We start from the raw sequence: 25,677 nt of genomic DNA, 5'->3' as shown, positions 1-25,677 counted from the left end.
TTGCTATCGCTCACCGGTCGGCGGGCCGGGGTCGGGGTGCAGAAGTGCTGTGAGTTGTCGGTCTGCTTCGGGACCGAGGAGTGTCTGGAGTCGCTGGAAGGTCTGGGCGGAGCGGGGGGCAGGCCAGTTCTCGTCCAGGTAGGTGGCGGGCAACCCGGGGTCGGCGCGCAGGAGGCGGCCCCAGTCGTCGAGGAGCAGCAGGATCTGCGTCAGGGCGTCGGTGGGGGCGGGTTCGGTGTCCTGCCAGCGTGTGAGGAACCCGAGATGGGCGGCGCGCAGGGCGTCGAGGTCCCATGCTTTGCGGACCAGTTGATCGGGCCGGCTGGGACCGGCCGGTGTGCCGTGGAAGGCCTGTACGAGATCGAATGCGCCCGGTGTGGGCAGATCGCTCAGCAGTTCCTCGACGTCCACCCGCCCGGGTGCGACCCACAGGTTGGGGTGGACTAGGCCGAACCCGGCCCAGGACAGCCGGCCCTGGAGGTGATAGCGCAGGTTGCGCAGGCTTTCCGGGACGGGACAGCTCAACACGGTCCACGTACCCTCGGCGTGCTCGAACGGCGTGGGTGAGAACATCCGGTCCCGGCCCCGGCGCAGCAGGGGCTTCGCTTCCTCGGTCGGTTGGAAGGTGCTGGTACGGCCCTGCTTGTGACGGGTGAGCAGGCCTCGGTGAGCCATGCGGTTCAGCGTGCTGCGCGTGGCTGTCTCGGAGATCCCCACCTTGCTCAGCACGGACAGGAGCACCTGCGTCGCAACCGGCCGGGCCTCCTCCCGCTCTCCTTCCCCCCTGCCGAACATGTACAGGCCGAAGAAGCCCAGCACCAGGTCTTGCGGCATGGCAGGCCGGCTCTTCTCTTCGTCTTCCCGCGCAGGCATGCGGCGATCGTACGCGATCACCGGGCAGAGCGTGACGCATGACTTCGTGTTAACACGGATAATTGCGTAATATTCCTCTCGATGCGTGGCCCCAGGACGTATCCGCTTCCCCCAGTCATGCTCTTGCCCGCGCCCGGAGTCCAGACGGCAGGACGCGGTGCACTGGAGTGAAGCCGAAGCGCTCCAGCCGACCACGCTGCCGCTGCTCATCTGCCCCTGACAACGCATCGTACGAGGATCCTGGCGCCGTGCTGTCGAAAAGTGGGGCACCGTCTGGCGAGCAGAACCAGCATCGGGCGATCAGAACGGGTAGTGCGCGTGCTGGGCGGCCACGTCATCCAGCACGCGTTGCCCAACGGCTCAATGCCTCTGACCGCACCGGGCTGTCATCGAGTGTGCCGCCTGGCCCGCGTCCGCTTCAAAAGGGTGCGGGCCGCGCGAAGGGGAGCACGCCATGCTGTTCACCGATCTGTTCACGGTGCTCGCCAGCGGCGACGAAACCGAGGGCCAGTTCGGCATGTTCACCGGCGAGGTGCCGAGAGGGCAGCTGATCCCGGCGCACTCCCGTCGTCTTCCTCGCCATCTTCCTCGACCGCGTCACCGGCGCCCTGGCCGCGCCGAGGCGACGCCGGAGCCGCAAGAACCGCACCCGCCCCGCCCTGGCCGTCGACGCCACCTCCGCTCCCGTCCCCGAACCCGCCGTCGCCGCTTCGGCGTGAAGACTGCCTCAGAACAGGAAAACCGCTTATGAACCGCACCTCACGCCGCTCCCGCGGCTCGCTCCTCCTCGGCTGTGTCGCCGCCGCACTCACTCTGGTCACCACCGCGTGCAGCGGAGAGACCGCAAGCGTGGACTCCGGCTCCGGCCAGGGGAGCGGCGACTCGAAAACGGTGAAGATCGCCGTCGTCGAGGGCTGGGACGAGGGCACCTACGCCACATACCTGTGGAAGGAGATCCTCGAAGACCGCGGTTACAAGGTCGACGTGCAGTCACTGGACCTCGCCAGCACCTTCACCGGCGTCGCGAATAAGCAAGTCGATCTCTATCTCGACGCCTGGCTGCCCAGCACCCACGAGCCGACCTCAATCTGACCGTCCCCACGTACGTCAAGGACGTCAACTCGATCGCCGACCTCAAGACGCATGGCTCCGAGTTCGGCGGCCAGATCGTCGGCATCGAGGCGGACTCCGGCCTGATGCGGCTCACGCGTGAGAGTGTCATGCCCGCCTACGATCTCAAGGACGACTACCAGCTCACCGAAAGCAGCAGCTCCGCCCTGCTCTCCGCGCTGCAGACCGAGATCGAGAAGAAGAAGCCGATCGTGTCACCCTGTGGCGACCGCACTGGGCCTACGCCAAGTTGCCGCTGAAGGTCCTCAAGGGCCCTGAGGGCGCATACGGCGACCTCGACAAGGTCCAGGCCATCGCTCCCAAGGGCTTCGCCGCCGACCACCCCGAACTGGCCGGCCGACTCAAGAACTTCAAGCTCACCTCGGCCCAAGTGGGCAGCCTCGAACTGCTGCTCCAGAAGAAGGGGACGGGCCATGAGCAGGAAGCCGCCAAGGAGTGGATCGACGAGAACAAGACGCTGGTCGGCTCCTGGCTGAGGTGAGCCGCACAGGCAGACCGTGACGGGTGGTTCGGACCGGTCTTCCTGAAGGGAGAACAGTGGGAAGAACTCGCGTTTGTTGCCAAGGACAAGGGCCGCCGTCCTCGTCACCGGCCATGGCTGCCTGGAAAGACTCGAGTACCGGACGGACGCAGAGGTTCCTCGGATCGGATGGTATTCGAAGGCGGTCACCTCTGAGACCAGCTGGGGCGGCTCTCACGTACACACCGAGCCGCGGGCTACGGCACCGTCTACTTCGTCTCCGACAGGCAAGTAGATCAAGGAAGTACACCGCGGCCGGATCGAAGCGCAGACCATGACCAGGGCTCGGTACGAGGGCGGGTCCGTTTGGGACGTACCGTGCTCGACCGCGCTGCCCCGGGCCACCCAGAACGAACTCGACGAGCAGGCGGCGCGGACCCTGCCGACCGGGGGAGGGCGGTCAACGCCGGCGGCGTGGCCCCTCGCACTGGAGGTTCGGCACACAGCCATCCGTAACACGTGGACCTTCGGGGACACTGACCGGCGGCTCACAACCATCATGGTTTGCGTCCACGCGACCGCCGATGAGGCGGGGCCTGGGCAACCTCCCACTCGCGCCAGGTCCGTCACCTGCGACTTCAGGATGGAAAATCGCTATTGGCCTTGCCGTGCCTCCGGCTTCCATCCAACGATGACAACACCGGGGCGGCCGGGCGGTGTGCTCCGCCCGGCCGCGGCGGCCCGGGAGTGTTGACCAGCGACGGATGCCGGTCCGGTGGCTCCCCGGGCAGCCGTGCCCGTGGTGCGGGGAGGCGGCGCTCACCGTGCGGCCGGGTGGTTCAGCGCTTCCAGTTGCCCGGCATCTCGACGTAGTTCTTGCCGGTGACGTGCTTGCCCTGGTAGGTGCCGGTGAAGGAGGCCGTGCTCTCGATGCGGGCGCCCAAGCCGCCGGTGAGTTCCTGGGCGTCGGTGCCGGTGATGCGGACGTTGAGGTGGGTCTTGAGCGAGGGGATTTCGACGTGCCAGCGGGTGGGGTAGGAGTTGCCACTGGTGGGGCTGGTCCAGAACCTGCTCGCGCCGTCGGCGAGGGGCCTGACCGCAGCCAGCTCGTAGGAGCCGTCCGGGTGCAGGACCGTGGCCCAGGAGTTCTCCTCCTTGCTGTTGACGGTGTCCCAGATGGCGAGCTTGTCGCCGTTCGGGAGGCTGAGGTTCATCCAGGTCCACCGGAAGGCGGGATCGGTCGAGGTAATCGGGCCCCACTGCCTGTCCAGCCAGCTTTCCCCTGCGACCTTGTGGGTCCTGCCCTGGACGGTCATGGTGCCGGTGGTCTGCATGGACGGGAGGGCGAACTCGTAGTTCGGGTCACCGAGCAAGGGGAATGCGCCGGTGCCGGCGTACTTCATGACCGGGCCCTTGGCCTTGAGCTGGACGTCGAGGGAGCCCCACGGGGTCGTGGTCCTGACCGACATCCTCTGTGCGTTGCCCGTCCAGGTCAGGTCGGGCGTCTTGATGTCGAGGCCCTTCGTGCTCCAGGTGTAGTCGTCCTTGTCGTAGGTGGTCTCGTAGTTCTTGTACCAGCCGGTGGTCTCGTCCGTGACGGAGACGGCCAGTGTCCGCTTGTCGAGGTTGGGGAAGTTCATCGTGTGCACCAGCAGTCCGAACTCGTGGCCGCCGGCCTTCACCTCACTGGTGAAGTAGATCGAGTCGTTCCACCCGGCCTCGGGGCCGGGGGTGTGGCCTGCCAGATCGGTGGCGGGGTCGACCGCCGACGGAATCCCCGTGTCGACGCTGATCGACGCGGCGGAGCGGTCCTGGTCCGCTGCTTGGGCGGCCGGTATGACAGCCGCGCCGAGAAGTGCCGTGGCGGCGGTGGCGGCGGTGGCGATGCCCAGCCTGGTGCGCGTGGTCGTCTTCATGGGAGCTCTCCTACGTGAGTGACAGCTGTCGAGCACCGATTCGCTCAATGGCTGTAGAGTCAATGTAGGCAGGCGCAAGCGTCTCGCTCAACATGTGTTTAGCGAAAGGGGATGTGATGCCGGACACTTCGGCTGCCACCAGGGCGCAGCGCCGTGCCCGCACACGCGCGGCGATCCTGGACGCCGCGCGCCAGGAGTTCGCCGAGCGTGGCTACCAGAAGGCGACGATTCGAGCCGTGGCCGAGCGGGCGGGGTGCGATCCGTCGTTGGTGATGCAGCACTTCGGCAACAAGCAGCAGCTGTTCCGGGCTGCGGCGGAGCTGGACCTGGACATGGCGGCGGTGTCGGCGGGGCCGGCCGAGGGGCTCAGCGAGCGGCTGATCCGCGTGGTGTTCGAGCACATGGACGAGCGACCGGAAGCCACCGCTTCCACGCTTCGGTCGATGCTCACTCACGACGAGAGCGCCGAGGAGGCGCTGAAGCTGTTCAACCTGGAGGAGATGGTCCAGCGCGCCTCTGCTGCCGACGTGTCCGACGACGAACTGGCCGAGTTGCGCGGTCAGTTGATCGGAGCGTTGACGCTGGGCGCCGCCATCACGCGCTACGTGCTGAAGTTCTCCGCCGTCGACCAGGCCAGCGTCGATGATCTGGTCGCGTGTCTGCGACCAGCCGTCGAGTCGCTACTGCCGGGCCGCGGAGAGAGGGGCGATCACGGGGCTGGATGAGGCGTTGAGTCCGACGGCCGAGCCGGCGCAGCCACGGCACGATGTCGTCGCGGTACAGGAGCAGGTTGCCGAACGCGGGCGGGCTGTCGGGGGACACCGCCGCCGAGCCGCCGATCATCGTCAGGCCGACCCCGCCCCGCGCCTTCTCCAGGTGGCGGGCCCGGTAGCGGTCCTTCGGCACATAGCGCCGCTCGCGGGCCACCGGGACGAGGACACTGCCACCACGTATCTGCAAGAAGGAAGTCCTCGAAAACGCGCATCTGGCCACACCCGCTCCGGAATCACTTCGCAGGTACCGCAAGGGCGTTGGTCAAGGCCGTTCGGTAGCAGTCGTGGTCGTCCTCGCTCATTCCTTCCGAGGGTGCGGTCGCCGCCGACGGGGCGGAGGCCGTGCAACCCACGTAGTCGGCGAAGGCCGTGTTCAGCTCGTCGACGGAGGCCAGGGGGCCACCCAGCCGGTGGTAGGCCCGATGCGCGGTGTGCAAGAGCAGCGTGGGATAACTCGCCACGTTCAGACGGCGCGCGGCGCGCAGTTCGGCCTGGACCCTCACGCGGGTGGCTGGCGCCGCGTACGCGTCGACCACGGCTTGAGGGTCCAGATCGAGTTCGGTGGCGACCTCTCGGTAGGTCTCCGCGTTCGACAGGCTCCGGCCGTCGACGAACCAGGCTTCCTGCATGGCTTCGACCGCGCGCAGCGGGTCGGCCACGGGCTGGGTGAGCAGGGCCACCAACCCAGTGGCGGCATCGGTCGAATCCACCACCGTGACACCCTCGGCGAGCGTTCGCCGATATCCCGCGCCGAAGACAGCGCCGGTCAGTTCCGCGACGCGGATGCTCTCGTTCAGCAGGCTCGGGTACGCCGAGACGGGCAGTGCACGCGCTCCCGTGTACAGCCCGCCCGGCAGGACGCGCAGGTCGACGACATCCGCGTGTGTGTCGACGAAAGCGCGCAGGGTCGGCGCGAAGCCGTGGCACCAACCGCAGTGCGCGTCGAAGACGTACGCCAGCCGGACCTGCCCTCCCCTGGTCATCGGCACTCGCCGTCCTTTCCGATTTCTGCCGCTGAGGCACCTTGCTTGCGCAACGACTCCACCAACGTACGAGGAGAGCATCGGGTGAGCCGGATACAGTTCCGACTGATGATGGCCAAAAACCGACAGATTTCCTCGCGGGAGATTCCCGAGATCCCGTTCGCCGCACCCGCGGGTACTCCCGCTGGTGTCGAGGTCATGCCGCTGGCCGACCTGTGCAGGCGCGCACCGGAACACACCCTCACCCGCCCCCAACGCCCCGACTTCCATCACCTGCTAACCCTCACGGCAGGCGACCTCTGGCACACCGTGGATTTCACCGGCTACGCCCTCCGGCCGGGCTCCTGGCTGTGGGTTCGCCCCGGCCAGGTGCACCAGTGGGGCGATGTCACGAAAGCCGAGGGCACGCTGATCCTCTTCCAGCAGGACGTCCTCGATGCGGCCACCGCGACGGCCGCCCGCCTCGACGACCCGCACGCACCCGTCGTCAGCACCCCCATCGCCGACGACGCTGACGCCCTGAACCTTGCCGCAGAGCACCTGAGCCGCGAGTTCCACGCGCTCGGCCACCTGCCTCTGGAGGTGCACATGGCGGCCCTGCGCCACCTCCTGGCGGTCCTCGTGCTGCGTCTGGCCCACCTCACGGTCCCCGTCGGCAGCCCCGCGCCGGACCCGGACGAGACGTACCTGCGGTTCCGAGACGCGGTCGAACGACACTTCACCCGCACCCGGCGCGTGGGGGACTACGCCGACATGCTCGGCTATTCCGCGCGCACGCTCGCCCGGGCCACTCTGGCCACTGCCGGGCTCAGCGCCAAGGAGTTCGTCGACCGCCGGGTCGTCCTGGAGGCCAAGCGTCTGCTGGCGCACAGCGACCAGACTGCGGCCCAGATCTCGGATCAACTCGGCTTCGCCAATCCGTCCCAGTTCAGCAAGTACTTCATGCACCGGGTCGACCAGTCCCCGATCGACTTCCGCACCGCGGTCCGCGGGCGCGCCGAGGAGCACACGTCGTCAGCTGCCAACGACTAGCAGTCGCTGATGATGTCGCTTTTTGACCACTCTCCTGCTGGTTCAGGCCTCGCGGAGTCCATCTGGCCTGCGCAGGATTGATGCAGTTCAAGCCGCTGAGAAGGGCCTACATGTGAGGCCTTGGGTAGCGGTGATCGTCAATCCGCATGCAGGAAAAGGAAAGGCCACTTTGCCGATGAACCGCTCACTCCGTATGGCTCTGCCCGCGGCCGCCGTCGCGCTCGCCGCCGGTGCCGTGATCGCTCCGAACGCGCTGGCCACGCCCGAGGATGGAACGTCGACGCGCTCGACGGGCCACCTGTCCCCTCAGGAGCTGCGGAACCAGAAGGCCGCCGTCGCCCTCCTGGACGGAGCCTTCAACCAGCACGATCCGCAGAAGGCGGCCGAGAAGTACATCAGCGCCGACACCTACATCCAGCACAACCCGAACTTCGGCAACGGGCGCGACGCCTTCATCGCCGGTGCGACGGCGTACGTCCAGCAGTACCAGGACCTCTCGCTGGAGTTCAAGCGGACCGTCTCCCAGGGCGACCTCGTCGTCGTGCAGGGCCTGTCGAAGCTGAACGCCGACGACCGCGGCACCGTCGAGGTGGACACCTTCCGCTTCGACAAGCAGGGCAAGATCGTCGAACACTGGGACGCTCTGCAGCCGGTCGCCGAGAAGAGCGCCAACGGCAATCCCCAGGTCTGAGGCACGAGGCCGCAAGAGCGCCCACACCCGTTGTAGGGGTGTGGGCGCTCTCGCGGGTCGCCGGCATGGACGGTCAGAACGGGTAGTGCGCCTGCTGGGTCGCGATGGTCACCCAGCGGGTGTTGGAGAACGCCTCGATGCCCCACCGTCCGCCGAACCGGCCGTAGCCGGAGGCCTTGACGCCGCCGAAGGGCGCGTGCGGCTCGTCGGCCACGGACTGGTCGTTGACGTGCACGATGCCGGTGCGGACGCGGCGGGCGACGGACAGACCGTGGGTGGCGTTCTCGGTGATGACGCCGCAGGTCAGGCCGTTCTCGGTGTCGTTGGCGACGTCTATCGCGTTGTCGTCGTCGGAGAACGTCTCGACGACACAGACCGGGCCGAAGGCCTCGGCGTAGTACAGGTCGGCGTTCTTGGGGGACGTCGGTGAGCACGGTTGCCGGGTGCACGGCGCCCTCCGGCCGGCCGCCGCCCGCGAGAACGGTGGCGCCCTTGGCGACCGCGTCCTGAACCAGTGTGGCGACGCGCTGCGCGGCGGACGCGGTGACCAGCGGGCCCACCACCGTGTGAGGGTGCGTCGGGTCGCCGGCCTGAAGCGTGGCGACCTTGGCGCAGAACTTCTGCGTGAACTCCTCGGCGAGCGACTCGTGGATGAGGACGCGGTCCGCCGACATGCAGATCTGCCCGGAGTTCATGAACACGCTGAAGGTGACGGCGTCGACGGCGTAGTCCACGTCGGCGTCGTCGAGGACGATCACCGCGTTCTTCCCGCCGAGTTCGAGCACGGCCGACTTGAGATGCCGCGCGGCGTGTGTGCCGATGATCCGGCCGACGTTCGTGGAACCGGTGAAGTTCACCGCACGTACCCGGGGATCCGCGATCAGCGCCTCCGCGATTTCGGCGGCGTCCTCACGGGCGTTGGTGACCACGTTGAGCACGCCGGCGGGCAGCCCGGCCTCACGGAACACCTCGGCGACGAGCAGTCCGCAGGCGATCGGCGCGTCCTCGCTCGGCTTGACGACGACTGTGTTGCCTGCGGCCAGCGGTGCCGCGACCGCCCGCACGCCGAGGATGACGGGCGCGTTCCACGGCGCGAACGCAGCCACCACGCCCAACGGCTCCCCCACGGCGAGCCCCAGGGCGCCTTCCTCCTGGGCGCTGAGCACCTCACCGCGCGGAGCGGTGATCGCGGCGGCCGCCTCGCGCAGGATGTTCGCGGCGAGTCCCACGTTGAAGTAGGCCCACGGTCGGGTGCCGCCCGCCTCGTGGGCCATGAGCTCGGCCACCTGCTCCGCACGCGAGTCCAGCAGGTCGGCGGCCTTGAGGAAGATCGCGCGTCGCGCGAAGGGGGTGAACGCGGCCCACTCGGCGAAGGCTGTGTCGGCGGCGTCCACGGCCCGGGTCACGTCCTGTGGGCCGGCCGCGGCGACGGTGGCGTAGAGCTCGCCGGTGTAGGGGTTGATGTCCTTGGCAGTGCGGCCGGAGAGGGCGGGCACGTTTTCCGCCGATGAGAAGTTCATGGGCGAGGGGCATGAGGGCGTCTCGTCTTCTTTCCGTACGGAGCAGCCGTGAGCGGTCGCCGGGTTGTGCGGGATTCAAGCGGGCATGCGTGATTCCGGCGGAGTAGTGCTCGCAGCCCGCGGGAAGGCGCGGCGGGAGTGGGGCCGGGTATGTGCCTGTCTCCCTCCGCGACCTGGTCCAAAAAGGCCTGGGACGGTCAGATCTCTTCGAGGGTGCCGGTGTGCAGTTCGCCGACCCGGCCGTCGGGGGTCTCGTAGGTCCAGAAGGCGTGGACCGAGTTGGTGTTGAGGTTCATCGCGTGGGTGACGGTCATGCCGGACTTCTCCGTCCAGCCGACCAGGAAGACCCCGGGTACGACTTCGGCGGCGTGCAGGTGGACGTCCTCGCTCGCACCGGTGGTAGGGCCGGCGACGGCTTCGTAGTGCAGCGCGGTGCCGTCGGCGGCGTAGGTGCTGTGGAAGACGACGCCGTTGTCGACGCTGAACTTGTACGTCTTCCCGGCATAGGTCAGCCCGCTCATGTCCTCTGCTCTCTCGGTGTGCTCGTTGCCTTGGGTGATGTGCGGGTGGGTCAGAACAGACCGTTGCCGTGCGGAAGTTCGGCGGGCACCGGTGCGATGACGTCCCAGTGCTCGACGATCTTGCCGTCCGCCACCCGGAACAGGTCGTAGTAGGCGACCGGCACACCGAACTCGCCCGCGGACTGCGTCAGGACGAAGTCGCCCTCCGCGATGACCTTGTGGATCTTCTTGTAGACGAGGTTCTTGCCCTGCTCGGCCCACTTGGCCGCGGCGGCGCCGAAGCCGTCCAGGCCGTCGGCGGCCTCGGTGTTGTGCTGGTGGTAGGTCTCGGTGGAGATGTAGTCGGTCAGGACCGAGTAGTCGGCGCCGACAAGTACCTTCTGAGCGAACTCCGTCACCAGGACACGGTTGGCCTCGGTCTTGTCGACGTCGGTGATCTCGGCGGGCCCGTCGGTCTGGGAGCGGCCCGACACGGTGTCCTTGACCTGCGGAGTTAGGGCGTCCCAGTGCTCGGCCAGCTTGCTGTCGGCGTCGACGCGGAAGATGTCGAAGCCCACGAGCGGATCCGGGCCGAAGCCGTAGTAGGTGCCGTGCAGGGCGACCAGGTCGCCGTCGGCGATGACCCGGGCACCTTCGTAGCGGAAGTCGGCACCGAGGCTGCTGACCAACTGGCGCAGTGCCTCGGGACCGTCGGCCGCGAGGGCGCTGTGCTGCTTGTAGTCGGCGGCGACCCAGCGGTCGACGGCGGAGGGGTCCTTGTCGCCGAACAGCTCGGTGGCGGCCTTGAGGACAGCGCTCTTGGTGGTGCTCATGATTCTTTTCCCTGGAGTTGTGGGGTAACGGATACATGTCGAAACTAGGTCGAGGAAGCGGCGGTTTAGGGGGCTCCCCGCGACAGATGATGGTCAAAAGCTGACAAGCGACGGTTCAGCTTCACCGGTGGTCGGGCCAGCCGCTCTTCGTCTGTACGCCGGTCGGGTTGCAGTTGGCGACGAGTTCTACGAGCGTGCCGTCCTCGATCTTGAAGATCTCCGCAACGGCGAAAGACTTGCCCTCGACGCCCGGGGTGGAGGGATTGACGGTGTGGAACATCCCGATGCCGACGACGATGCCGCGGGCCGGGTCCGTGACGTAGTAGCGGCGGTTGTCCACCTTCCAGCGCCAGTCGGGGTCGGAGAACCCACCCACGCAGCTGTCCGCCAGCTGGTTGGGCCCGTTGGTGGTGAACGAGCCGATCTCGCGACGCTGGCAGGAAGGGCTGAAGGGGGTCTTCCAGCCCCGGTCGGCGTCGGTGCTCTGGATGCTGTCCCAGTACTGGTCGGCGATCTTGATCAGTTCCCGAGGACTGGACCGGTCCTCGGGCGGTACGGGGGGCGTGAAGGAGGGGATCGAGGGCGTACTCGTCCTTGATCTCGGAGCCGAAGCCGGTCTGGGGCGCCTGGTATTCGATCTCCTCGATCTCGGAGATCTTCCCGCCCTGGAAGGCGAGCCGGAGTTCGTACCACCACCAGGTGTGAGACGCCTTGTCGGCCGCCGGCCGAAGAACACCGTCGACTGGGTCTTGGGGTCGGCGAAGGTCTCCCGCAGCTGGAAGCGGGCGGCCTTGCCCCACAGCGCTCCCTTGCCGACGGCCACGGTGTCGCCGAGGTCGGTGGCTCGGGCGTTCTTCGCGAGCGGCAGCTTGGAGGGGGCGTTCGCCAGCAGGGCCTCCAGGTAGTGGCTGGTTCCCAGCAGCAGTTCCTTCTTGGTGGCGGCCTTGTGGTGCTGAGCGGTAGGGGTGTCCGGGTGGGCCGCGGCGACCGTGGTGGCCCCGATGACTGCGAGCGCGGACGCAACCGCTCCCAGCGTGGCCTTGGTACGACGGCTAGGTATGGGCAAGGGGATGCCCCTATCCGGTGGCAGGTGGGCATACCGGACGTTGCTGCTCCGGTGGTAGGTGGGCCGAGCGGACGCTGCTGCCCGCCTGCGGCTGAGTTGTCCTGATCGTCAGGCGGTGATGCGCAGTACGGGCTTGAGCACCTTCCCGCTCGCGGCGTCGGCCGCGCCTTCGTTGATCTGGTCGGGCGAGTAGACGCGGATCATGCGGTCGAAGGGCAGGCGTCCAGCCCGGTGCAGGCCGACCAGGGCGGGGACGAAGCCGAGCAGGTCGCTGTCGCCCTCGGTGACGCCGCGGATGGCACGCCCGTTGAGCAGGAAGTTGACGTCGAAGGTGCCGTCGGTGCCGACCGGCGGGGCCCCGACCACGGCCAGGGTGCCGCGCACGGCGAGTGAGTCGGCGGCCTGGCGCAGGAGGGCGGGTACGCCGCTGCTCTCCACGGCGTGGGTGACGCCTCGACCACGGGTGATCTTTTCCAGGCGAGCCGGAACGTCCTCCTGCTTGCCGTTGATGACGTCGGTGGCCCCCAGTTCGCGGGCGAGGTCGAGGCGAGAGGGCACGATGTCGATGGCGACGACGTGCGTGGCCGACGACAGCGCGGCTGCCATCACCGTCGACAGGCCCACCGCCCCCGCGCCGAAGACGGCCACGGTGTCCCCGGGGCCGGGGTGCAGTTCGTTGAGCACGGCGCCCGCACCGGTCTGGACGCTGCAGCCGATGGGGGCAAGCAGGGCCAGTTCGTCCTCGTCGGCCGCCTCCACCGGTACGACGCTGCGCTCGTCGACCACGGCGTGCCGGGCGAAGGAGGACTGGCCGAAGAAGCGCCCGCCGAGCGCGGTGCCGTCGGCGGTGTGGAGCGGTGTACTGCCGTCGGGCCGGGTGCCGGCGAAGTTGCGGGGGATGAACGTGTCGCAGTAGCCGGGGTGGCCGTGGTCGCAGGCGGTGCAGTGGCCGCAGGAGCTGAAGGACAGCAGCACCTTGTCGCCGACGCGAGCCCGGGTGACGTTCTCGCCGACGGCTTCCACCACGCCGGCCCCCTCGTGGCCCAGGACGGCGGGCAACGGGGTGTGCAGTTTGCCGTCCCGGACGGCCAGATCGGTGTGACAGATGCCCACGCCGACGATCCGTACCAGGACCTCGTCCGGCCGGGGCTCCTCCAGCCGGACGTCCTCCCAGACGAAGGTCCCGGTACCGGGGTGAGCTATGGCTGCTTGCGTCTCGATCACGCTCGTGCCTTTCTGCCTGCTGGGGAGCCGGGGCGGTGCGAGGTCAGCCCTGGGGGGCGCGGACGACGTCGATGAGGGGTGTCGCGGGGTGGCCGGTGAGGCGGGGCACCGCGTCGCTGACGCCGTCGAGTTGGCCGGCCGCGATGGCCGTGTAGGTGGACACCCAGGCGTCGAGTTGCCACTGCGGGGCGCCGTAGGAGGCGCGGGAGGCGTACGCCTCCTCGACCGTCTCGGGCTCGTAGGTGACGGTGTGGCCGAGCACCTCGGACAGGATGGCCGCTGACTCGTCCAGCGACAGGGACACGGGGCCGGTGAGGTCGTAGGCGATTCCGGCGTGGTCGGCGGGGCGGGTCAGGATCGCGGTGGCGGCGTCGGCGATGTCGTCCTGGGCGACGAAGGCGGCACGTCCCTGCCCGGCCGGGCCGCGGATGACGCCGTCCTCGCCGACCAGGTCGGGGACGAACTCCGCGTAGAAGTTGTCGCGCAGGAAGGTGTGCGCCAGACCGCTGGCGCGGATGTGCTCCTCGGTGTGGAAGTGATCGCGAGCCAGAGTGAACGCGGCATCGGGCGCGGCACCGAAGAAGGACACGTACACCAGGTGCTCGACGCCCGCCTCCGCGGCGGCGTCCACGAAGGCCTTGTGCTGGTCGAGCCGGTCGGCGCTCTCGGAGGCGGACACCATGAACACGGTCTCCGCGCCGCTCAGGCCGCGGACTACGGCCTCGTGATCGCTGTAACTGCCGCCGATCGCCGTGGCGCCGGGCAGGTCGGGCGCCTGCTCGGGGTTACGCACCAGCAGCCGCTGCGTCATGCCGCGCTCGACCAAGCGGCGGGCGACGCGCCCACCCAGGCGTCCTGTGGCCCCGGTGACCACCACAGTTGATTGGGGCAAATCTGTCATTACTGGCATCACTTCCGGTTGTGTCGGTGTGCGGGGTGAGGTGTATCCCGTCAGGGAGCGCCGTTTGTCTCGCGGTGAGCGCCGTGAGAAGGGGTGCGGCGGAGGGCGTGCTCGGCGGTCGGGAGGTCACGCCGGGTGCATTGAAACCGCTTCCGATCTCCAGGACGGGCAGGCGGTACCGCTGGGCGCGTCGCCGAGCCGCGTCAGCAGCCGGTCCCCGGTCGGCAAGGCCACCTCCTCGTGCCGTCCTTGCCGGTTTCGCTGTGGTGGGAAGGCCTGATCAAAGCTGCATTCCCAACTTAGGAGCCAAGCTGGTCAGGACGAGGCTGGATTGTGACTGGGAATGGTCAGAATTCGACAGTGTGCGGTGAGCGGACCTGCTCTCGCGGCGGCGGATCCGCCACCTTTCCTGGTTTCCGGCACGTTCCGCCTGATCCTTCGCCCTCGGGATGCCGACGCCCCGCGCGAGCACCTCCCCTGCGAGCAGGAGGCAGGCGCTGCGGACGTCGGCCGGCGGTCGTCGGTATCAGGACTCCGTGTCGTCCCAGGCGAAGAGGAGTTCGGCGGCGGGTGCCAGGCCGCCACCGACGAAGGAGCCGAAGCGCGGGCCCCACCAGGCGGTGAAGTCGTCCTGGTAGGTCACGATGCTCTTCTGGAAATCCTGCGGATCCACATCATCGTTGAGGTCGAGGTATACGACGAGGAACGAGCTCTCTTCACCGGTCTGCAGGAACATACGCTCTCGGTGGTAGCCCGCGTGGCGTGCGCGGCGGGCGAGACCGGCGGTTTTTTCAGGCTTGTTGAGGTCTGCGAGCAACTCACGCAGTTCCTCCACGCGCTCGCTGGGGATCTGAAGGGTGAAGCCGAGACTTGTCGCCATGGCGGTTCCCTCTTTCTGTTGTGCACGGTGGGCAGGTCAGCTGAGAAATTCCCTGCGCAGATGCTGGTCGAAGAAGTGTTGGACGAGGACGGAGGCGAGGACGCCCGGCCGGCTTGCGGCCGGAGCGTCAGGCCGAGTGGTGTGCGCAATCGTTTTGAGGGGCGGTGTCTGCTTGAGTGCGCCCCTTCCCCGAAGTGGTGTCGACTTCCGTGGTGGGAGAGGCCGCCAGGGCCTCATGACTGCGGCGGTTTGAGATAGATGCGGTACGGCCGGGATTTCACATGTGCACGACGGGTGCCGCGTCGGGGTCGGTGGCCGGCACGCCACGCCGGTAGAGGATCACGCTGATGATCAGACCGGCGGCGAAGAAGACGGCCGACCACCAGTACGCGGTGGAGTAGCCTTCCAGGCCGGCCTGGGCGAGGACGGCGGGGTCCTTGGGGTTCCTGCCGTCCAGGTAGTCGGTGACGGCGCTGGAGAAGAGGGTGTTGAGCAGGGCGGTGCCCAGGGAGCCGCCGACCTGCTGCATGGTGTTGACGGCGGCGGAGGCCACACCGGCGTCCTTGGGACCCACGCCCGCGGTGGCCAGGCTCATGGCGGGGGCCATCACCAGGCCGAAGCCGAGACCGGCCACGATCAGCGGCGGCATGACCTCCGTGGTGTAGCCGCTGCTGAGGTCGAGGCCGGTGAGCCAGACCATGGCCGCGGCGGCGAGGCCCATGCCCAGCGGCACGATCGGCTTGGGGCCGATGCGGGGGACGAGCACGTTGGTGGCGAGGGTGGCGGTGAGCATGAGTGCGGCGGTCATGGGCAGGAAGGCGAGACCGGTCTTGACGGGCGTGTAGCCCAGGCTCTGCTGCAGGTAGTAGGTGAGGAAGAGGAAGACTCCGAACATGCCGGCGCCGCTGATCAGGATGGAGATGAAGGAGGCGCCGCGGTTGCGGTCGAGCAGGACGCGCAGGGGCAGCAGGGGGTGGCTGGAGCGGGTCTGCCACCAGGTGAACGCGGCGAGCAGGACGGCGCCGGCGAGCAGGAAGCCCCAGGTTTCCACGGAGCTCCAGTCGTGGCTTTCGGCGTTGGAGAAGCCGTAGACGACGCAGAACAGTCCGGCGGAGACGAGGAGGGCGCCGGGGATATCGATGGTGGCGTTCTTGTCGCGGGTGGTGCGCTGCAGCAGGATGACGCCGCCGACGAAGGCGACCGTGGCGAAGGCGAGGTTGACGTACATCGTCCAGCGCCAGTCGAGGTATTCGGTGAGGACGCCGCCGAGGAGGAGCCCGATGGCGCCGCCGGCGCCGGCAATGGCGCCGTAGACGCCGAAGGCCTTGGCGCGTTCCTTGGCGTCGGTGAAGGTCGTGGTCAGCAGGGACAGGGCGGCTGGGGCGAGCAGGGCGCCGAACAGGCCCTGCGCGGCACGCGCGACGATGAGCACCTCGAAGCTCCCCGCGGCGCCGCCCAGGGCGGAGGCGCCGGCGAAGCCGACGAGGCCGACCAGGAAGGTCATCTTGCGGCCGAAGAGGTCGGCGATGCGGCCGCCGAGCAGGAGCAGGCTGCCGAAGGCGAGTGCGTAGGCGGTGACGACCCACTGCCGGTCGCCGTCGGAGAAGCCCAGGTCCTTCTGGGCCGAGGGCAGGGCGATGTTCACGATCGTGGCGTCCAGTACGACCATGAGCTGGGCCAGGCCGATGACGACGAGGATCCACCAGCGGTGACGCGGTGGCGCGTCGGCGGAGGGGAGTGAGGACACGGTGGCCTCATGAGACGTATCGGTGGAGGTCTTGGGCATGACGAAACTCCTGAAAACGGGACAAGCGGATGGGGCGTTCGGTGGTGCGATGCCGGACGGCTGCGTCGATGGAGCTCGTCACGTGGTCGGGCCGGTGAGCCGGCCGGTTCTTCGCGTTGCACGGCACGCTCGGCGCACCTGGCCGAGCGGGTGGCCTCGGGTTCGATCAGCGGGATCGCGTCAGCGTCGTGGGCTGACGTTCACTGCTTGGTGGGTTCGAGGCGACGCGGAAGCTGTGGGGGGCATGCCTTCTCGGAGTCGGCTGCCGTTGGCCGCTGATCGCGGCAGGGGTGAGGATCAGGCCGCCGGGGTACGTGAGCGACCGGCTCCTGCGTTCTGCTGAAAAGCGATGTTGAGAGGAAGGACGACCGTGATCGGCTCGGGTTCGGCCCTCTCGAGCGCCTGTCGGCGAGCTGCGTGGGCCGAGGCGGGGGAGAAGGTCTGCCAGTACCGGGCCTGGCGGTTGAGTGTGCTGATCAGCGGCATGAGATCGGTCGCAGCGGGAGCGGGGATGCCCAGGCGGTCGCCCAACTCCTGCCCGAAGGTCCGCCGGAGCACGCTGTGGATGAGCGCGCGCAGCTGATTCTCGGACAGCGCGGCGCCCGGTGCGCCGGCCATCGCACGGGCCTGTGCGTCGACCACGGCGGCGGACAGCGCACGCGAGTTGTCGTCGGGTGCGGCTGTAGTGGAGTCCAGCAGGTCGTGCAGGCGAAGGGCGCCGCCGCGGCCGGCCACGTCCCTGTAGAGGCTCTCATCGAGACCCAGGAGATGGGCGACGTACGACCAGTACTGGTAGAGGTAGCGCTCCTCCTCGGGACTGAACTCGATGCCGACGGCCGCCAGGGCCTGGAAGGGGACGAGGGTGAGGCCGAGCCAGGTGCGGGCCAGGCCGGCCTGGCTGATGGGCAGCCCCCAGACGTTCGTGTCCCAGCCCCGCTCGAGTGCGGTGATCCGCATACGGGCATGGAGTAGCCGGAGGTGAACGGTGGCCATGTATCCCGGGGCTCCGCGCAGCAGTCCTCCAGGTCGTATGGTCTGCCGCGCCCACACCCCGGTCTCTGCGAGCCGACGCGTGGCCATGCCCGTCGGTGTGCCTGTTCGGGTCAGCAGCCGTGCGAGGGCCGGGGACGCGTAGGTGTGAGCGAGTGCGCTGGTGATCGAGCAGAGCCCGAACCACATGGGGGGCACGGACAGGCTTACGACGTCGCCCCGATGAAGCATCAAGGGGTCTACCCGGGAAGGGGTGGTCTCCAGCTGCTCCAACAGCGCGGCGATGGCTTCGGGTGGCCGCTCGTACAGACCGGCCAGGCCTTTCCGCAGACCGGCGTCGAGGGCCTGCCGTGCCGGTGCGCCGTAGAGGTCCAGCTCGGCGATGACGGCATCGGCGAGCGGATCCGCGGCGGTGAGCAGGGCCACCATGTGGTCGTCCTTCGCGCCGCGCCGATGGCGCGCCGCGTCCAGGTCGACCACGCGTTCCGGGGACGCGGGGGGCGGATGGATGGCACTCATGTGGCTCTCACTTCCGAGAGGGTGCGGCCGGGCCAGGCACATGCCGTGCCTGGTCCAGCCGCGCGGTGATGCGGGAGGGAGATTCGCTGATCCGCGCGGGGTCAGCCCTGCGGGTCAGCTGATCATGCAGACCTCCTTGCGGAAACTGTCTGACGACTGTCAGATTAGCTTGAATCTGACGAGTGTCAAGTAAGCTGTTCGTGGGTCCATAAGATGGGCCCAGGGCAGTCCGCGTCGCAGGGGAAGGGGCGCTCTTCGGGCGGAGCGCGACGACTCGCCAGAGAACACCTGCGGACTACGCGGCACGCAGGCACGAACAAGCAGCACATACGGAGGCAATCGTGGGAGCAAGAGTCGAATCCGCTCGACGGCCGGGGCGTCCCGGCGCGAACACTCCCGCGGTGCCCGAGGAGGAGAGCATCCTGCTGCGCGGGCTCGAGGCCTTCGCGGAGCTGGGGTACGACCATGCCTCCGCACGCGAACTGGCCCGCCGTCTGGGCGTCAGTCACAACTTCATCAACGACCGGTACGGGTCCAAGGCGGCGTTCTGGCGGGCGGTGGTGGACCATGCGCTGGGGGCACAGCTGGCGCGACTGCCGCAGGGGGATCCCTCGGTCGACGAGGCCGAGCGGCTGCGGCAGATCATCACCGGCTTCTACCGGACCGCGGTGGACACGCCCCTGATCGGACGGATCTTCGTCAACGAATTCGCCCGGGACACCGAGCGGTTGGACTACCTGTACGAGCACTACATCGCTCCGACCCTCCAGCTCATGGTGCCCAGCATCGAGCGGCTCGTGGCCTCCGGACGCATGGCACCGGTCCCGATGGACGTGTTGTTCTTCGCCGTCATCCCTCCCGTATCGGGAATGGTGGAGGTGCCCCTGGCGCGGCGCCTCGGCAGGCCCGACGCCGCCTCACCGGAACAGCTCACGGCCACGGCAGAAAGGTTGGCGACGCTGGTGGTCAACGGACTGCTCGCGACAGGTTCGGATAATTGCCGCTGAGCTCGTTCCCCCCTGCCTGGGCGGTTCCTCGGGCCGGGGTGCTCCAGAGGCGGGCGCCGCTCCCCTGCGCCCACGGCGACGACACCCGCCTCCCGCCTCAGGCGCCGCCCGTCCGCCCGTCCGTCGCGACGAGTTGGCAGGCCCGCGCCGCGATCTGCCGCAGCCATACGGCGGCGCGAACTCCCTGTTCACCGCCGTAACGGACCGGCGGGTCCGTGCCGTTGTCAGCATCCCGCCGGTCAGCGGCTGGAGTGCGCGGGAGCTCCAGCCCGCCCACCCTCGCCGAGATCATTTCCCGTACCGCCGCGTGGCTCGCCCGGACCCTCTGAGCTACTGACCTCAGAAGGCGGACAGTGGCCGCGTCGCCCGTTCGAGCGGCGCGGCTTCTGCGTACGGCCCGGCCGGGGGGCCGTGGGGGAGGAGGCCGGAACTGTTCCGCAGCCGCTGCCTGTTTGGCCGACGTCCGGTGCCCGTGCGCTTCTGGGGACTTCCTGAGAAACGGGCCGGCACTTCGGCTGCTGGCGCCCCGTGACCTGCGTCGCCCTCCCGTCGGCTCTCAGAAACCTCCCAGAACCTCTCCGGAACGTGGCACCTGAGGCCGCCAGTCTGAGCGGGCCCACGGCACCCGGCGTCTATCTCCCTCGATTCGGCGCCGCGGGCCTCACCGCGAGCGGAGCGGAGTCTTCCCCACATGTCTGGCATCACGTCCCGTCACCACACCGCGCGCGGTTCCAGTCCGCGGCCCGGAGCGCGCGGCCCCGCCATGCCCGTGCGGCCGGGCCCGATCGGCCCGTGGCGCAACGCCCTGGAAGGGGCGGCGGCAGCGCTGTGCGCGGTGGTCGCCATGATGGCCGTCTCCATGCTGGCGCTGGTCCTGCTCGATGCGGAGTCCGCCGGATCGCTGTGGTCGCTGGCGATGGCACTGACAGCCATGGCCGTCGGCGCCTCGGTGAGCGCGGGTTCGGGCGTGTCGGGAGACACGGGGTCGGGCTCCGGGCTGGCCGGTCTGTTCGGCGGCGGTGGTGGCATGGGGCCGTCGATGAGCGGTACGGCCGATGTCGTACCGCTCGGAGTGACGCTGGTCGGCACCGTCGTCCTGTGGTTCGCGTTCTCCCGGCGGCTGAGGCAGCGGCGTTTCGACGCCGGTGAACTGGCTGCGCGGGCGGCCGGCGCGGGGGCTGCGGCTTTGCTCGCCCTCATGGTCGTGGCCGGCCTCGCGCAGGGGACGGTCACCATGCCCATGTCGGCGATGAGCGGACTCGGCGGCGGCCAGGACGCCGGGGGGTTCGGGGGTGGTTTCGGTGGGAGCGACGGTGACCCGTTGGGCGGTCTCTTCGGCGGCGGTGGTGGTGGTACGTCGGACCAGTCGGCGATGACGTACCAAGCGCACGTGGGGTCGGCCGCCTTGGGCGCGGTGCTGTGGGTGGCTGTCGCTCTCGCCGTGGGATGTGTGATCAGCCGCCGGGTGCGCCTGCCACTGGGTGGTGTGATGGACCGGCTGCGGCCCGGCTGGGCTCAGAGCCTCTCGGTCGTCGTCCGTACGATCCTCGTCCTGGCGGTCGTACCGCTGGTGCCGTTGGTGGTGGTCGGGATGGCCGTGGGCGGCCGGGCCGGGACGGCAGCGGGTGCCGCCCTGTTGCTTGTCCCGAACGCCCTGGCGGTGTTCCTGACGCTGGGCGTCGGCGCCCCCTGGACGGCCGGGGCGCACCCGGTGCAGAGCGAAGGCGGCAACCCGCTCGCCGACCTGATGGGTGCGCTGGGCGGAATGGGCGGCGGACAACAGCCCACCGCGCAGCCCGACCGCACTGAGCACCTCAGGTCCCTGTCGGCAGGCGGATGGCCACTGTGGCTCGCGGCCCTCACGGTGACCGGCATCGTCCTGCTCGGCTGCGCCCACGCCGCCGCCCGGGCGACGGGACCGGCCCACACGGCTCCGCTGCATTCCTACCGGGGCCCGCTGGCCCGGCACATCGGCATGGCCGAGCGGTTCGGCATCGTCACGGCCGTCGTCCTGGGCGGGGCGGCCTGGATGGCGGGAGCGTCCGGGCACTTCGGCATCAGCATGTTCGGCAGCGCGATGGGGGGAACGCGGGCCGAGCTCAGCGGCAGCGTGCTGTGGACGGTCGTACTCGGGCTGCTCGTCGGGGGGCTGGCCGGGCTCGGAGGAAGCCTGTTGTCCGCGAGTCGCGGTGACCGTGGGCTTTACGCGGCGAAGACACGCCGCTTTCGTATCCTGCCCCGCAGAATCCCGGCCGCCGTTTCTGTCGTCTCCCCGGCCGAGGCGGGGCGGGGAGCGGATTCAGGCCGCCTGGAGGCACCTTTTGACAGCCGTTGAACACCCTCCCCTGCGCGGCGCCGGGGTCCGACACGACCCCGGCGTGCCGACCACCCCGGGCGTGAACCTGCTGGTGGTGGACGACGAGCCGACCGTGCGGGAACTGCTGTGCGCGGCCCTGCGGCACGCCGGTTTCACCGTCGCCGCGGCCGGCACGGGCCAGGAGGCACTGGACCGTGCGCAGGAGGTCTCGCCCGACCTGGTCCTGCTGGACGTCATGCTCCCCGACCTGCACGGCTTCGAGGTGATCCGCCGACTGCGCGAACAGCATCGCCCCGCCTCGGTGTCCCGTGCCGGGCATATCCCCGTCGTGTTCCTCACCGCCCGCGACGCCACCCAGGACAAGATCGAGGGTCTGGTCCTGGGCGGCGACGACTACGTCACCAAGCCGTTCGACCTCCAGGAACTGATCGCCCGCATCCGTGCCGTGCTGCGACGCACCAGCGGCGACCCCACCGCCCTGCTGTGCGTGGCCGACCTGGAACTCGATCCCGACGGCGTCCACACGACCCGCGCGGGTGAGCCGATACGCCTGTCACCCACCGAGTTCCGGCTGCTGCACTACCTGATGACCAACGCCGGGCGCACGGTCTCCAAGCCGCAGATCCTCCAGCGCGTATGGGACTACGACTTCAACGGCGACACCGGAATCGTCGACACCTACATCAGCTACCTGCGCCGCAAGATCGACAACGGCGGACCGAAACTCATCCACACCGTGCACGGCGTCGGCTACGTACTGCGCGGACCGAAGGCATGACCGGGCCCCGCATCCGCACCGTGTGGGCGCGGGCGTCACTGCGCAGCCGGGTGCTGCTGCTGGCCGTGGCGCTGCTGGCGACCGGGTTCACGGCGTTCAGCCTGGTCACCGGCAACGCCCTGCGCGGCTACATGGAGAACCGCGTCGACGCCCAACTCCGGGCCGCTGCCCAGGTGTTCGTCCTGCTTCCGCCCACGGTGGCCGAGAACGGAGCCCAACGGAAGCCGCCGAACGGGCTGGCCGACTTCAGTACGGACGTCCTCGGCAACCCCGTCATCACGTACGTCACCCGAGACGGCGGCGTCGAGAGCAGTATCGACTCCCTCGCGGGACCGAACCGGGCGGGGGACGCGCGGGGCCCAGCGCTTCCCCGGCTGGACGCGGCCACAGTCGCCGCACGCGACGGGCATCCGTTCACCGTCGGAAGCACGCAGGGCGACGCACGCTGGCGGGTGATCGCCGTGCCCAGGGAGCCCCGCGCCCAGCTGCCGGGGACCACGATGCCGACGTCGGCTGCCTCCGGCAGTGTGATCGTGGCCACGTCGATGGCTCAGGTGGACGGCACGGTGGACCGCATGTGGCAGAGCTACCAGGCCACCGGACTCGCCCTGCTCGCGCTGTTGGCCGCAGCAGGGTGGTTCGCGGTCCGGTCCGGACTGCGTCCGCTGTCCCGCGTCGAGCAGACCGCCGCCGAGATCGCGGCCGGCGATCTCTCCCGGCGCGTTCCCGAACTGGCCGGTCCGAATACGGAGTTGGGGCGTCTCGCCGCCGCGCTGAACGGCATGCTGGGCCAGCTGGAGACCGCCTTCGCCGCCCGCGCCGAGTCCGAGGCGCGGATGAGCCGGTTCGTCGCCGACGCCAGCCACGAGTTGCGCACACCGCTCGCCGGTATCAAGGGCCTGACCGATCTTCACCGTATGGGTGCCCTCAACGGAAGCGAGGGCATCGACGCCACGATGTCGCGCATCGCCCGCGAGTCCGAACGCCTCACTCGGCTCGTCGAGGACATGCTCCTGCTGGCCCGCCTCGACGAACACGCGCTCAGGACCACGGGACAGCCGACCGGTTCCCCCGCGATCGGCTCCCCGCCCAGCCTCGACCTGGCCCCCGCCGACCTGCGCACCCTCGCCGCCGATGCTCTCCATGACGTACGCGCCCTGGACCCGGCCCGCGTCGTCACCCTGACCGGCCCGGGCGGCGGCGGACCGCCCGCCTCCGCACCCTGCCTCGCCGACGAGGCCCGGCTGCGCCAGGTCGTCACCAATCTGGTCGGCAACGCGGTCACCCACACACCCTCCGGCACACCCATCCGCGTCGGCGTCGGCACGGTCGGCGGCCATGCCGTCCTGGAGGTCGCCGACCAGGGCCCGGGCCTCACCCCGGAGCAGGGCAGCCGCATCTTCGAACGCTTCTACCGCGCCGACACCTCCCGCGCTCGCACCACCGGCGGCGCCGGCCTCGGCCTCGCCATCGTCCACTCCCTCATCACCGCCCACGCGGGACACGTCACGGTCGACTCGGTCCCCGGACAGGGGGCCACCTTCCGCCTCCTCCTCCCTCGCCTCACCGACCAGGGCACGTCGGCGCGCCCGCCGCAACCTGCAGCTTTCCAGAGGTGACCGGCGGTACCGCAGAAGGAACGCATGGCGTTGACCAGAACTGTCGCGTGCGGCACACCCGGTGTCAGGCCGCCGGCCGAACCAGACCGGACTCATAGGCGAAAGCCACCGCCTGGACGCGGGCGCGGGCGCCGATCTTGGCGAGGATGTGGCTGACGTGCGACTTGACGGTGGTCGGGGCGATGCAGAGCCATTCGGCGATCTCGGCGTTGGACCAGCCTGACGCGACAGCGGTGAGGACGTCCCGTTCGCGTCCGGTGAGACTGCGGGGGTCGATGTCATGTTGGAAAGAGCGGCTAAGGGGCTGGTGGCGGACGGTGTCGATGAGTGCGCGGGTCAGGGCGGGGGTGATCACGGCGTCTCCGGCGGCCACGACGCGGATGGCTGCGGTCAGTTCTTCCGGGGCGGCGTTGTGGAGGAGGAATCCGGCGGCTCCGGCGCGCAGGGCGGCATAGGTGTATGCCTCCTGGCTGGTCGGGGTCAGAACCAGTACGTGGGGAGCGAGCCCTCTGGCGTCGGCGGATTGGTGGGCCTGGGGCAGGCGTGAGGGCTGTGCGATGCGTCGAGTGGCCTCGATCCCGTCCTCGGAAGAGCGGCCGGCTATCAGAACAACATCGGGACCCAGGGCGGCGCTCATGTGGACCGCTTCGGCCGCGCTCGCCGCTTCGCCGACGACGGTCAGGTCGGACTCGGCGGTCAGGAGCACCCGCAGGGCGAGGCGCTGCAGGGACTGGTCGTTGACGATGAGTACGGAGACCATGCCTGTCTTCTCCTGCTGGATGGGGGGGAACGTGGACGCGGTCGTGTGGCTCTCACGTCCGAAACGGTGCGGCTGGGGCGGGCGTACGTCCTCCTCGCCGGGCGCGAAGCCAAGGGAGGGGGACCTGTGTCGACCCATGCGGGTCAGCCCTGCGAACCGCGGGTGGTCATGCTTCTCACCTCGCGCCAGAAGCCACTCTGACACCTGTCAGATTAGCGTCAATCTGACAGGTGTCAAGTATGCTGTTGATGGGTCGCTGGACGGCCGCCGGACGACCGGACCGCCGGGGGAAGGCTGGACGCGCCCCGGACAGTGCCCGACGAGTCGCCAGTCAGGACGCCTGTGGAGCACGGCACGCAGGCGTCAGTAACCAATGGAGGCAAGGGTGGGAACGCGAGCCAAATCCGCGCGACGGCCGGGACGCCCGGGCGCGGGCACTTCTGCGGTGCCCGCGGAGGAGAGCATCCTGCTGAGAGGCCTCGAAGCCTTCGCGGAGCTGGGGTACGACCGGGCCTCCGCCCGCGAACTGGCCCGCCGTCTGGGCGTCAGCCACAACTTCATCAACGACCGGTACGGATCCAAGGCGGCGTTCTGGCGTGCGGTGGTGGACTCCGCCATGAGGGCGCAGATGGGGCGCATGCCGCATGTCGAGCCCGCGGCCGACGACGCCGAGCAGCTGAGGCAGATCATTACCGGCCTCTACCGGACCTCGGTGGTCAGGCCGCAGCTCGGACGGGTTTTCGTCGACGAGTTCTCCCGGGACACCGGGCGGTTGGACTACGTGTACGAGCGCTACATCGCCCCGACCTTGCAGACCATGGTGCCCAGCATCGAGCGGCTCGTCGCCGCCGGACGCATGGCGCCCATCCCGATGGACGAGCTGTTCTTCGTCATCATCGGTCCCGTATCGGGCATGCTGGAGATGCCTCTGGCGCGGCGCCTGGGCAGGCGCGAGCCCGTCTCACCGGAACAACTCACGGCCACGGCGGAATCGTTGGCGGCGCTCGTGATCAACGGACTGCTCGCGACCGCGGCGGCGGGTCGCTCCGGCGCCTGATGCGGTTGCCCGGAGAGTTCCTCGGGGGTCTGGCACCCGCGTACGTGGACATGGGCCGACG

General features: G+C 69.2%; 22 protein-coding genes and 2 pseudogenes. 10 read left to right on the top strand and 14 right to left on the bottom strand.

Annotation, left to right across the window (positions count from 1 at the left end; translation table 11 throughout):
- Positions 1 to 3: 3 nt before the first annotated feature.
- A complete protein-coding gene (locus AC5DRG_RS01460) occupies positions 4 to 873 on the bottom strand; it encodes a PaaX family transcriptional regulator (RefSeq protein WP_491807473.1) in 870 nt (289 codons plus the stop codon).
- Positions 874 to 1,327: 454 nt separating this feature from the next.
- Between AC5DRG_RS01460 and AC5DRG_RS01455 the strand changes: the two genes are divergently transcribed.
- Entirely contained in the window at positions 1,328 to 1,624 is a 297-nt protein-coding gene (locus AC5DRG_RS01455) for a hypothetical protein (protein ID WP_491807472.1), read from the top strand.
- A pseudogene (locus AC5DRG_RS01450) lies at positions 1,621 to 2,485 on the top strand (glycine betaine ABC transporter substrate-binding protein). The gene AC5DRG_RS01455 and the pseudogene AC5DRG_RS01450 overlap by 4 nt, the downstream one beginning before the upstream one ends.
- Before the next feature lie 818 nt (positions 2,486 to 3,303).
- Here the strand turns inward: AC5DRG_RS01450 and AC5DRG_RS01445 are convergent.
- Entirely contained in the window at positions 3,304 to 4,380 is a 1,077-nt protein-coding gene (locus tag AC5DRG_RS01445; RefSeq protein ID WP_491807471.1) for a lipocalin-like domain-containing protein, read from the bottom strand.
- Positions 4,381 to 4,496: 116 nt separating this feature from the next.
- On the opposite strand from AC5DRG_RS01445, the gene AC5DRG_RS01440 reads away from it, so the two are divergent.
- Positions 4,497 to 5,105, top strand: coding sequence for a TetR/AcrR family transcriptional regulator (locus tag AC5DRG_RS01440; protein WP_491807470.1), 609 nt, complete (start codon positions 4,497 to 4,499; stop codon positions 5,103 to 5,105).
- 281 nt (positions 5,106 to 5,386) lie between these two features.
- On the opposite strand, the gene AC5DRG_RS01435 is transcribed toward AC5DRG_RS01440, so the two are convergent.
- Positions 5,387 to 6,136: a DsbA family protein gene (locus AC5DRG_RS01435; RefSeq protein WP_491807469.1), complete on the bottom strand. Its 750-nt coding sequence runs from the start codon at positions 6,134 to 6,136 to the stop codon at positions 5,387 to 5,389.
- A gap of 108 nt (positions 6,137 to 6,244) precedes the next feature.
- Between AC5DRG_RS01435 and AC5DRG_RS01430 the strand changes: the two genes are divergently transcribed.
- Positions 6,245 to 7,168 carry a helix-turn-helix domain-containing protein gene (locus tag AC5DRG_RS01430; RefSeq protein ID WP_491813392.1) on the top strand — a complete coding sequence of 308 codons (924 nt, stop codon included), beginning with the start codon at positions 6,245 to 6,247 and terminating at the stop codon, positions 7,166 to 7,168.
- Between the two features lie 175 nt (positions 7,169 to 7,343).
- Positions 7,344 to 7,859, top strand: coding sequence for a nuclear transport factor 2 family protein (locus AC5DRG_RS01425; RefSeq protein ID WP_491807468.1), 516 nt, complete (start codon positions 7,344 to 7,346; stop codon positions 7,857 to 7,859).
- Positions 7,860 to 7,932: 73 nt separating this feature from the next.
- On the opposite strand, the pseudogene AC5DRG_RS01420 reads toward AC5DRG_RS01425, so the two are convergent.
- From AC5DRG_RS01420 to AC5DRG_RS01380, 9 genes and pseudogenes are all read right to left on the bottom strand, one after another.
- Positions 7,933 to 9,392, bottom strand: a pseudogene (locus AC5DRG_RS01420) (aldehyde dehydrogenase family protein).
- Between the two features lie 184 nt (positions 9,393 to 9,576).
- Complete coding sequence (locus tag AC5DRG_RS01415; protein WP_491807467.1) at positions 9,577 to 9,900, bottom strand: MoaF-related domain-containing protein; 324 nt, start codon at positions 9,898 to 9,900, stop codon at positions 9,577 to 9,579.
- 50 nt (positions 9,901 to 9,950) lie between these two features.
- Positions 9,951 to 10,712, bottom strand: coding sequence for a nuclear transport factor 2 family protein (locus AC5DRG_RS01410; protein WP_491807466.1), 762 nt, complete (start codon positions 10,710 to 10,712; stop codon positions 9,951 to 9,953).
- 121 nt (positions 10,713 to 10,833) lie between these two features.
- Positions 10,834 to 11,778, bottom strand: a complete 945-nt coding sequence (locus AC5DRG_RS01405; RefSeq protein WP_491807465.1) for a DUF8021 domain-containing protein — start codon at positions 11,776 to 11,778, stop codon at positions 10,834 to 10,836.
- A gap of 108 nt (positions 11,779 to 11,886) precedes the next feature.
- On the bottom strand, positions 11,887 to 13,002 hold the full coding sequence (locus AC5DRG_RS01400; protein WP_491807463.1) for an NAD(P)-dependent alcohol dehydrogenase: 1,116 nt from the start codon (positions 13,000 to 13,002) through the stop codon (positions 11,887 to 11,889).
- A 43-nt stretch (positions 13,003 to 13,045) separates the two neighbouring features.
- The gene (locus AC5DRG_RS01395) at positions 13,046 to 13,912 is read right to left on the bottom strand and encodes an SDR family oxidoreductase (protein WP_491807462.1); all 867 of its coding nucleotides are present in this window, start codon (positions 13,910 to 13,912) and stop codon (positions 13,046 to 13,048) included.
- A 517-nt stretch (positions 13,913 to 14,429) separates the two neighbouring features.
- A complete protein-coding gene (locus AC5DRG_RS01390; protein ID WP_491807461.1) occupies positions 14,430 to 14,783 on the bottom strand; it encodes a hypothetical protein in 354 nt (117 codons plus the stop codon).
- Positions 14,784 to 15,060: 277 nt separating this feature from the next.
- Positions 15,061 to 16,569, bottom strand: coding sequence for an MFS transporter (locus AC5DRG_RS01385; protein WP_491807460.1), 1,509 nt, complete (start codon positions 16,567 to 16,569; stop codon positions 15,061 to 15,063).
- A 297-nt stretch (positions 16,570 to 16,866) separates the two neighbouring features.
- Positions 16,867 to 18,078, bottom strand: coding sequence for an oxygenase MpaB family protein (locus AC5DRG_RS01380; RefSeq protein WP_491807459.1), 1,212 nt, complete (start codon positions 18,076 to 18,078; stop codon positions 16,867 to 16,869).
- Between the two features lie 401 nt (positions 18,079 to 18,479).
- Here AC5DRG_RS01380 and AC5DRG_RS01375 point away from each other — a divergent pair, with 401 nt between their 5' ends.
- The gene (locus AC5DRG_RS01375) at positions 18,480 to 19,085 is read left to right on the top strand and encodes a TetR/AcrR family transcriptional regulator (protein ID WP_491807458.1); all 606 of its coding nucleotides are present in this window, start codon (positions 18,480 to 18,482) and stop codon (positions 19,083 to 19,085) included.
- Between the two features lie 97 nt (positions 19,086 to 19,182).
- Here the strand turns inward: AC5DRG_RS01375 and AC5DRG_RS01370 are convergent, their stop codons facing one another.
- The gene (locus AC5DRG_RS01370) at positions 19,183 to 19,377 is read right to left on the bottom strand and encodes a hypothetical protein (RefSeq protein WP_491807457.1); all 195 of its coding nucleotides are present in this window, start codon (positions 19,375 to 19,377) and stop codon (positions 19,183 to 19,185) included.
- A 399-nt stretch (positions 19,378 to 19,776) separates the two neighbouring features.
- Here AC5DRG_RS01370 and AC5DRG_RS01365 point away from each other — a divergent pair, with 399 nt between their 5' ends.
- The 3 genes from AC5DRG_RS01365 to AC5DRG_RS01355 are packed head-to-tail and all read left to right on the top strand — an operon-like array spanning position 19,777 to position 23,799.
- On the top strand, positions 19,777 to 21,420 hold the full coding sequence (locus tag AC5DRG_RS01365; RefSeq protein WP_491807456.1) for a streptophobe family protein: 1,644 nt from the start codon (positions 19,777 to 19,779) through the stop codon (positions 21,418 to 21,420).
- A 43-nt stretch (positions 21,421 to 21,463) separates the two neighbouring features.
- The gene (locus tag AC5DRG_RS01360) at positions 21,464 to 22,180 is read left to right on the top strand and encodes a response regulator transcription factor (RefSeq protein ID WP_491807455.1); all 717 of its coding nucleotides are present in this window, start codon (positions 21,464 to 21,466) and stop codon (positions 22,178 to 22,180) included.
- Positions 22,177 to 23,799, top strand: coding sequence for a sensor histidine kinase (locus AC5DRG_RS01355; protein ID WP_491807454.1), 1,623 nt, complete (start codon positions 22,177 to 22,179; stop codon positions 23,797 to 23,799). Before AC5DRG_RS01360 ends, AC5DRG_RS01355 begins: the two co-directional genes overlap by 4 nt.
- Positions 23,800 to 23,863: 64 nt before the next feature.
- Here the strand turns inward: AC5DRG_RS01355 and AC5DRG_RS01350 are convergent, their stop codons facing one another.
- Positions 23,864 to 24,559, bottom strand: coding sequence for a LuxR C-terminal-related transcriptional regulator (locus AC5DRG_RS01350; protein ID WP_491807453.1), 696 nt, complete (start codon positions 24,557 to 24,559; stop codon positions 23,864 to 23,866).
- A gap of 445 nt (positions 24,560 to 25,004) precedes the next feature.
- Here AC5DRG_RS01350 and AC5DRG_RS01345 point away from each other — a divergent pair, with 445 nt between their 5' ends.
- Positions 25,005 to 25,616: a TetR/AcrR family transcriptional regulator gene (locus tag AC5DRG_RS01345; RefSeq protein WP_491807452.1), complete on the top strand. Its 612-nt coding sequence runs from the start codon at positions 25,005 to 25,007 to the stop codon at positions 25,614 to 25,616.
- The last annotated feature ends 61 nt before the right edge of the window (positions 25,617 to 25,677 follow it).

The sequence above is a fragment of the Streptomyces sp. JLBG701 genome (assembly GCF_058544905.1).
This window is presented reverse-complemented; position numbering and strand designations above follow the sequence as displayed.

Excerpts from the sequence above, each read along its gene's own strand:
- AC5DRG_RS01355 (WP_491807454.1), top strand. The coding sequence starts at position 22,177 with ATGACCGGGCCCCGCATCCGCACCGTGTGGGCGCGGGCGTCACTGCGC.
- AC5DRG_RS01410 (WP_491807466.1), bottom strand. The coding sequence starts at position 10,712 with ATGAGCACCACCAAGAGCGCTGTCCTCAAGGCCGCCACCGAGCTGTTC.
- AC5DRG_RS01385 (WP_491807460.1), bottom strand. The coding sequence starts at position 16,569 with ATGCCCAAGACCTCCACCGATACGTCTCATGAGGCCACCGTGTCCTCA.
- AC5DRG_RS01455 (WP_491807472.1), top strand. The coding sequence starts at position 1,328 with ATGCTGTTCACCGATCTGTTCACGGTGCTCGCCAGCGGCGACGAAACC.
- AC5DRG_RS01445 (WP_491807471.1), bottom strand. The coding sequence starts at position 4,380 with ATGAAGACGACCACGCGCACCAGGCTGGGCATCGCCACCGCCGCCACC.
- AC5DRG_RS01395 (WP_491807462.1), bottom strand. The coding sequence starts at position 13,912 with ATGCCAGTAATGACAGATTTGCCCCAATCAACTGTGGTGGTCACCGGG.
- AC5DRG_RS01425 (WP_491807468.1), top strand. The coding sequence starts at position 7,344 with ATGAACCGCTCACTCCGTATGGCTCTGCCCGCGGCCGCCGTCGCGCTC.
- AC5DRG_RS01415 (WP_491807467.1), bottom strand. The coding sequence starts at position 9,900 with ATGAGCGGGCTGACCTATGCCGGGAAGACGTACAAGTTCAGCGTCGAC.
- AC5DRG_RS01370 (WP_491807457.1), bottom strand. The coding sequence starts at position 19,377 with ATGATCTCGGCGAGGGTGGGCGGGCTGGAGCTCCCGCGCACTCCAGCC.
- AC5DRG_RS01390 (WP_491807461.1), bottom strand. The coding sequence starts at position 14,783 with ATGGCGACAAGTCTCGGCTTCACCCTTCAGATCCCCAGCGAGCGCGTG.
- AC5DRG_RS01430 (WP_491813392.1), top strand. The coding sequence starts at position 6,245 with ATGATGGCCAAAAACCGACAGATTTCCTCGCGGGAGATTCCCGAGATC.
- AC5DRG_RS01435 (WP_491807469.1), bottom strand. The coding sequence starts at position 6,136 with ATGACCAGGGGAGGGCAGGTCCGGCTGGCGTACGTCTTCGACGCGCAC.
- AC5DRG_RS01350 (WP_491807453.1), bottom strand. The coding sequence starts at position 24,559 with ATGGTCTCCGTACTCATCGTCAACGACCAGTCCCTGCAGCGCCTCGCC.
- AC5DRG_RS01365 (WP_491807456.1), top strand. The coding sequence starts at position 19,777 with ATGTCTGGCATCACGTCCCGTCACCACACCGCGCGCGGTTCCAGTCCG.
- AC5DRG_RS01460 (WP_491807473.1), bottom strand. The coding sequence starts at position 873 with ATGCCTGCGCGGGAAGACGAAGAGAAGAGCCGGCCTGCCATGCCGCAA.
- AC5DRG_RS01440 (WP_491807470.1), top strand. The coding sequence starts at position 4,497 with ATGCCGGACACTTCGGCTGCCACCAGGGCGCAGCGCCGTGCCCGCACA.
- AC5DRG_RS01380 (WP_491807459.1), bottom strand. The coding sequence starts at position 18,078 with ATGAGTGCCATCCATCCGCCCCCCGCGTCCCCGGAACGCGTGGTCGAC.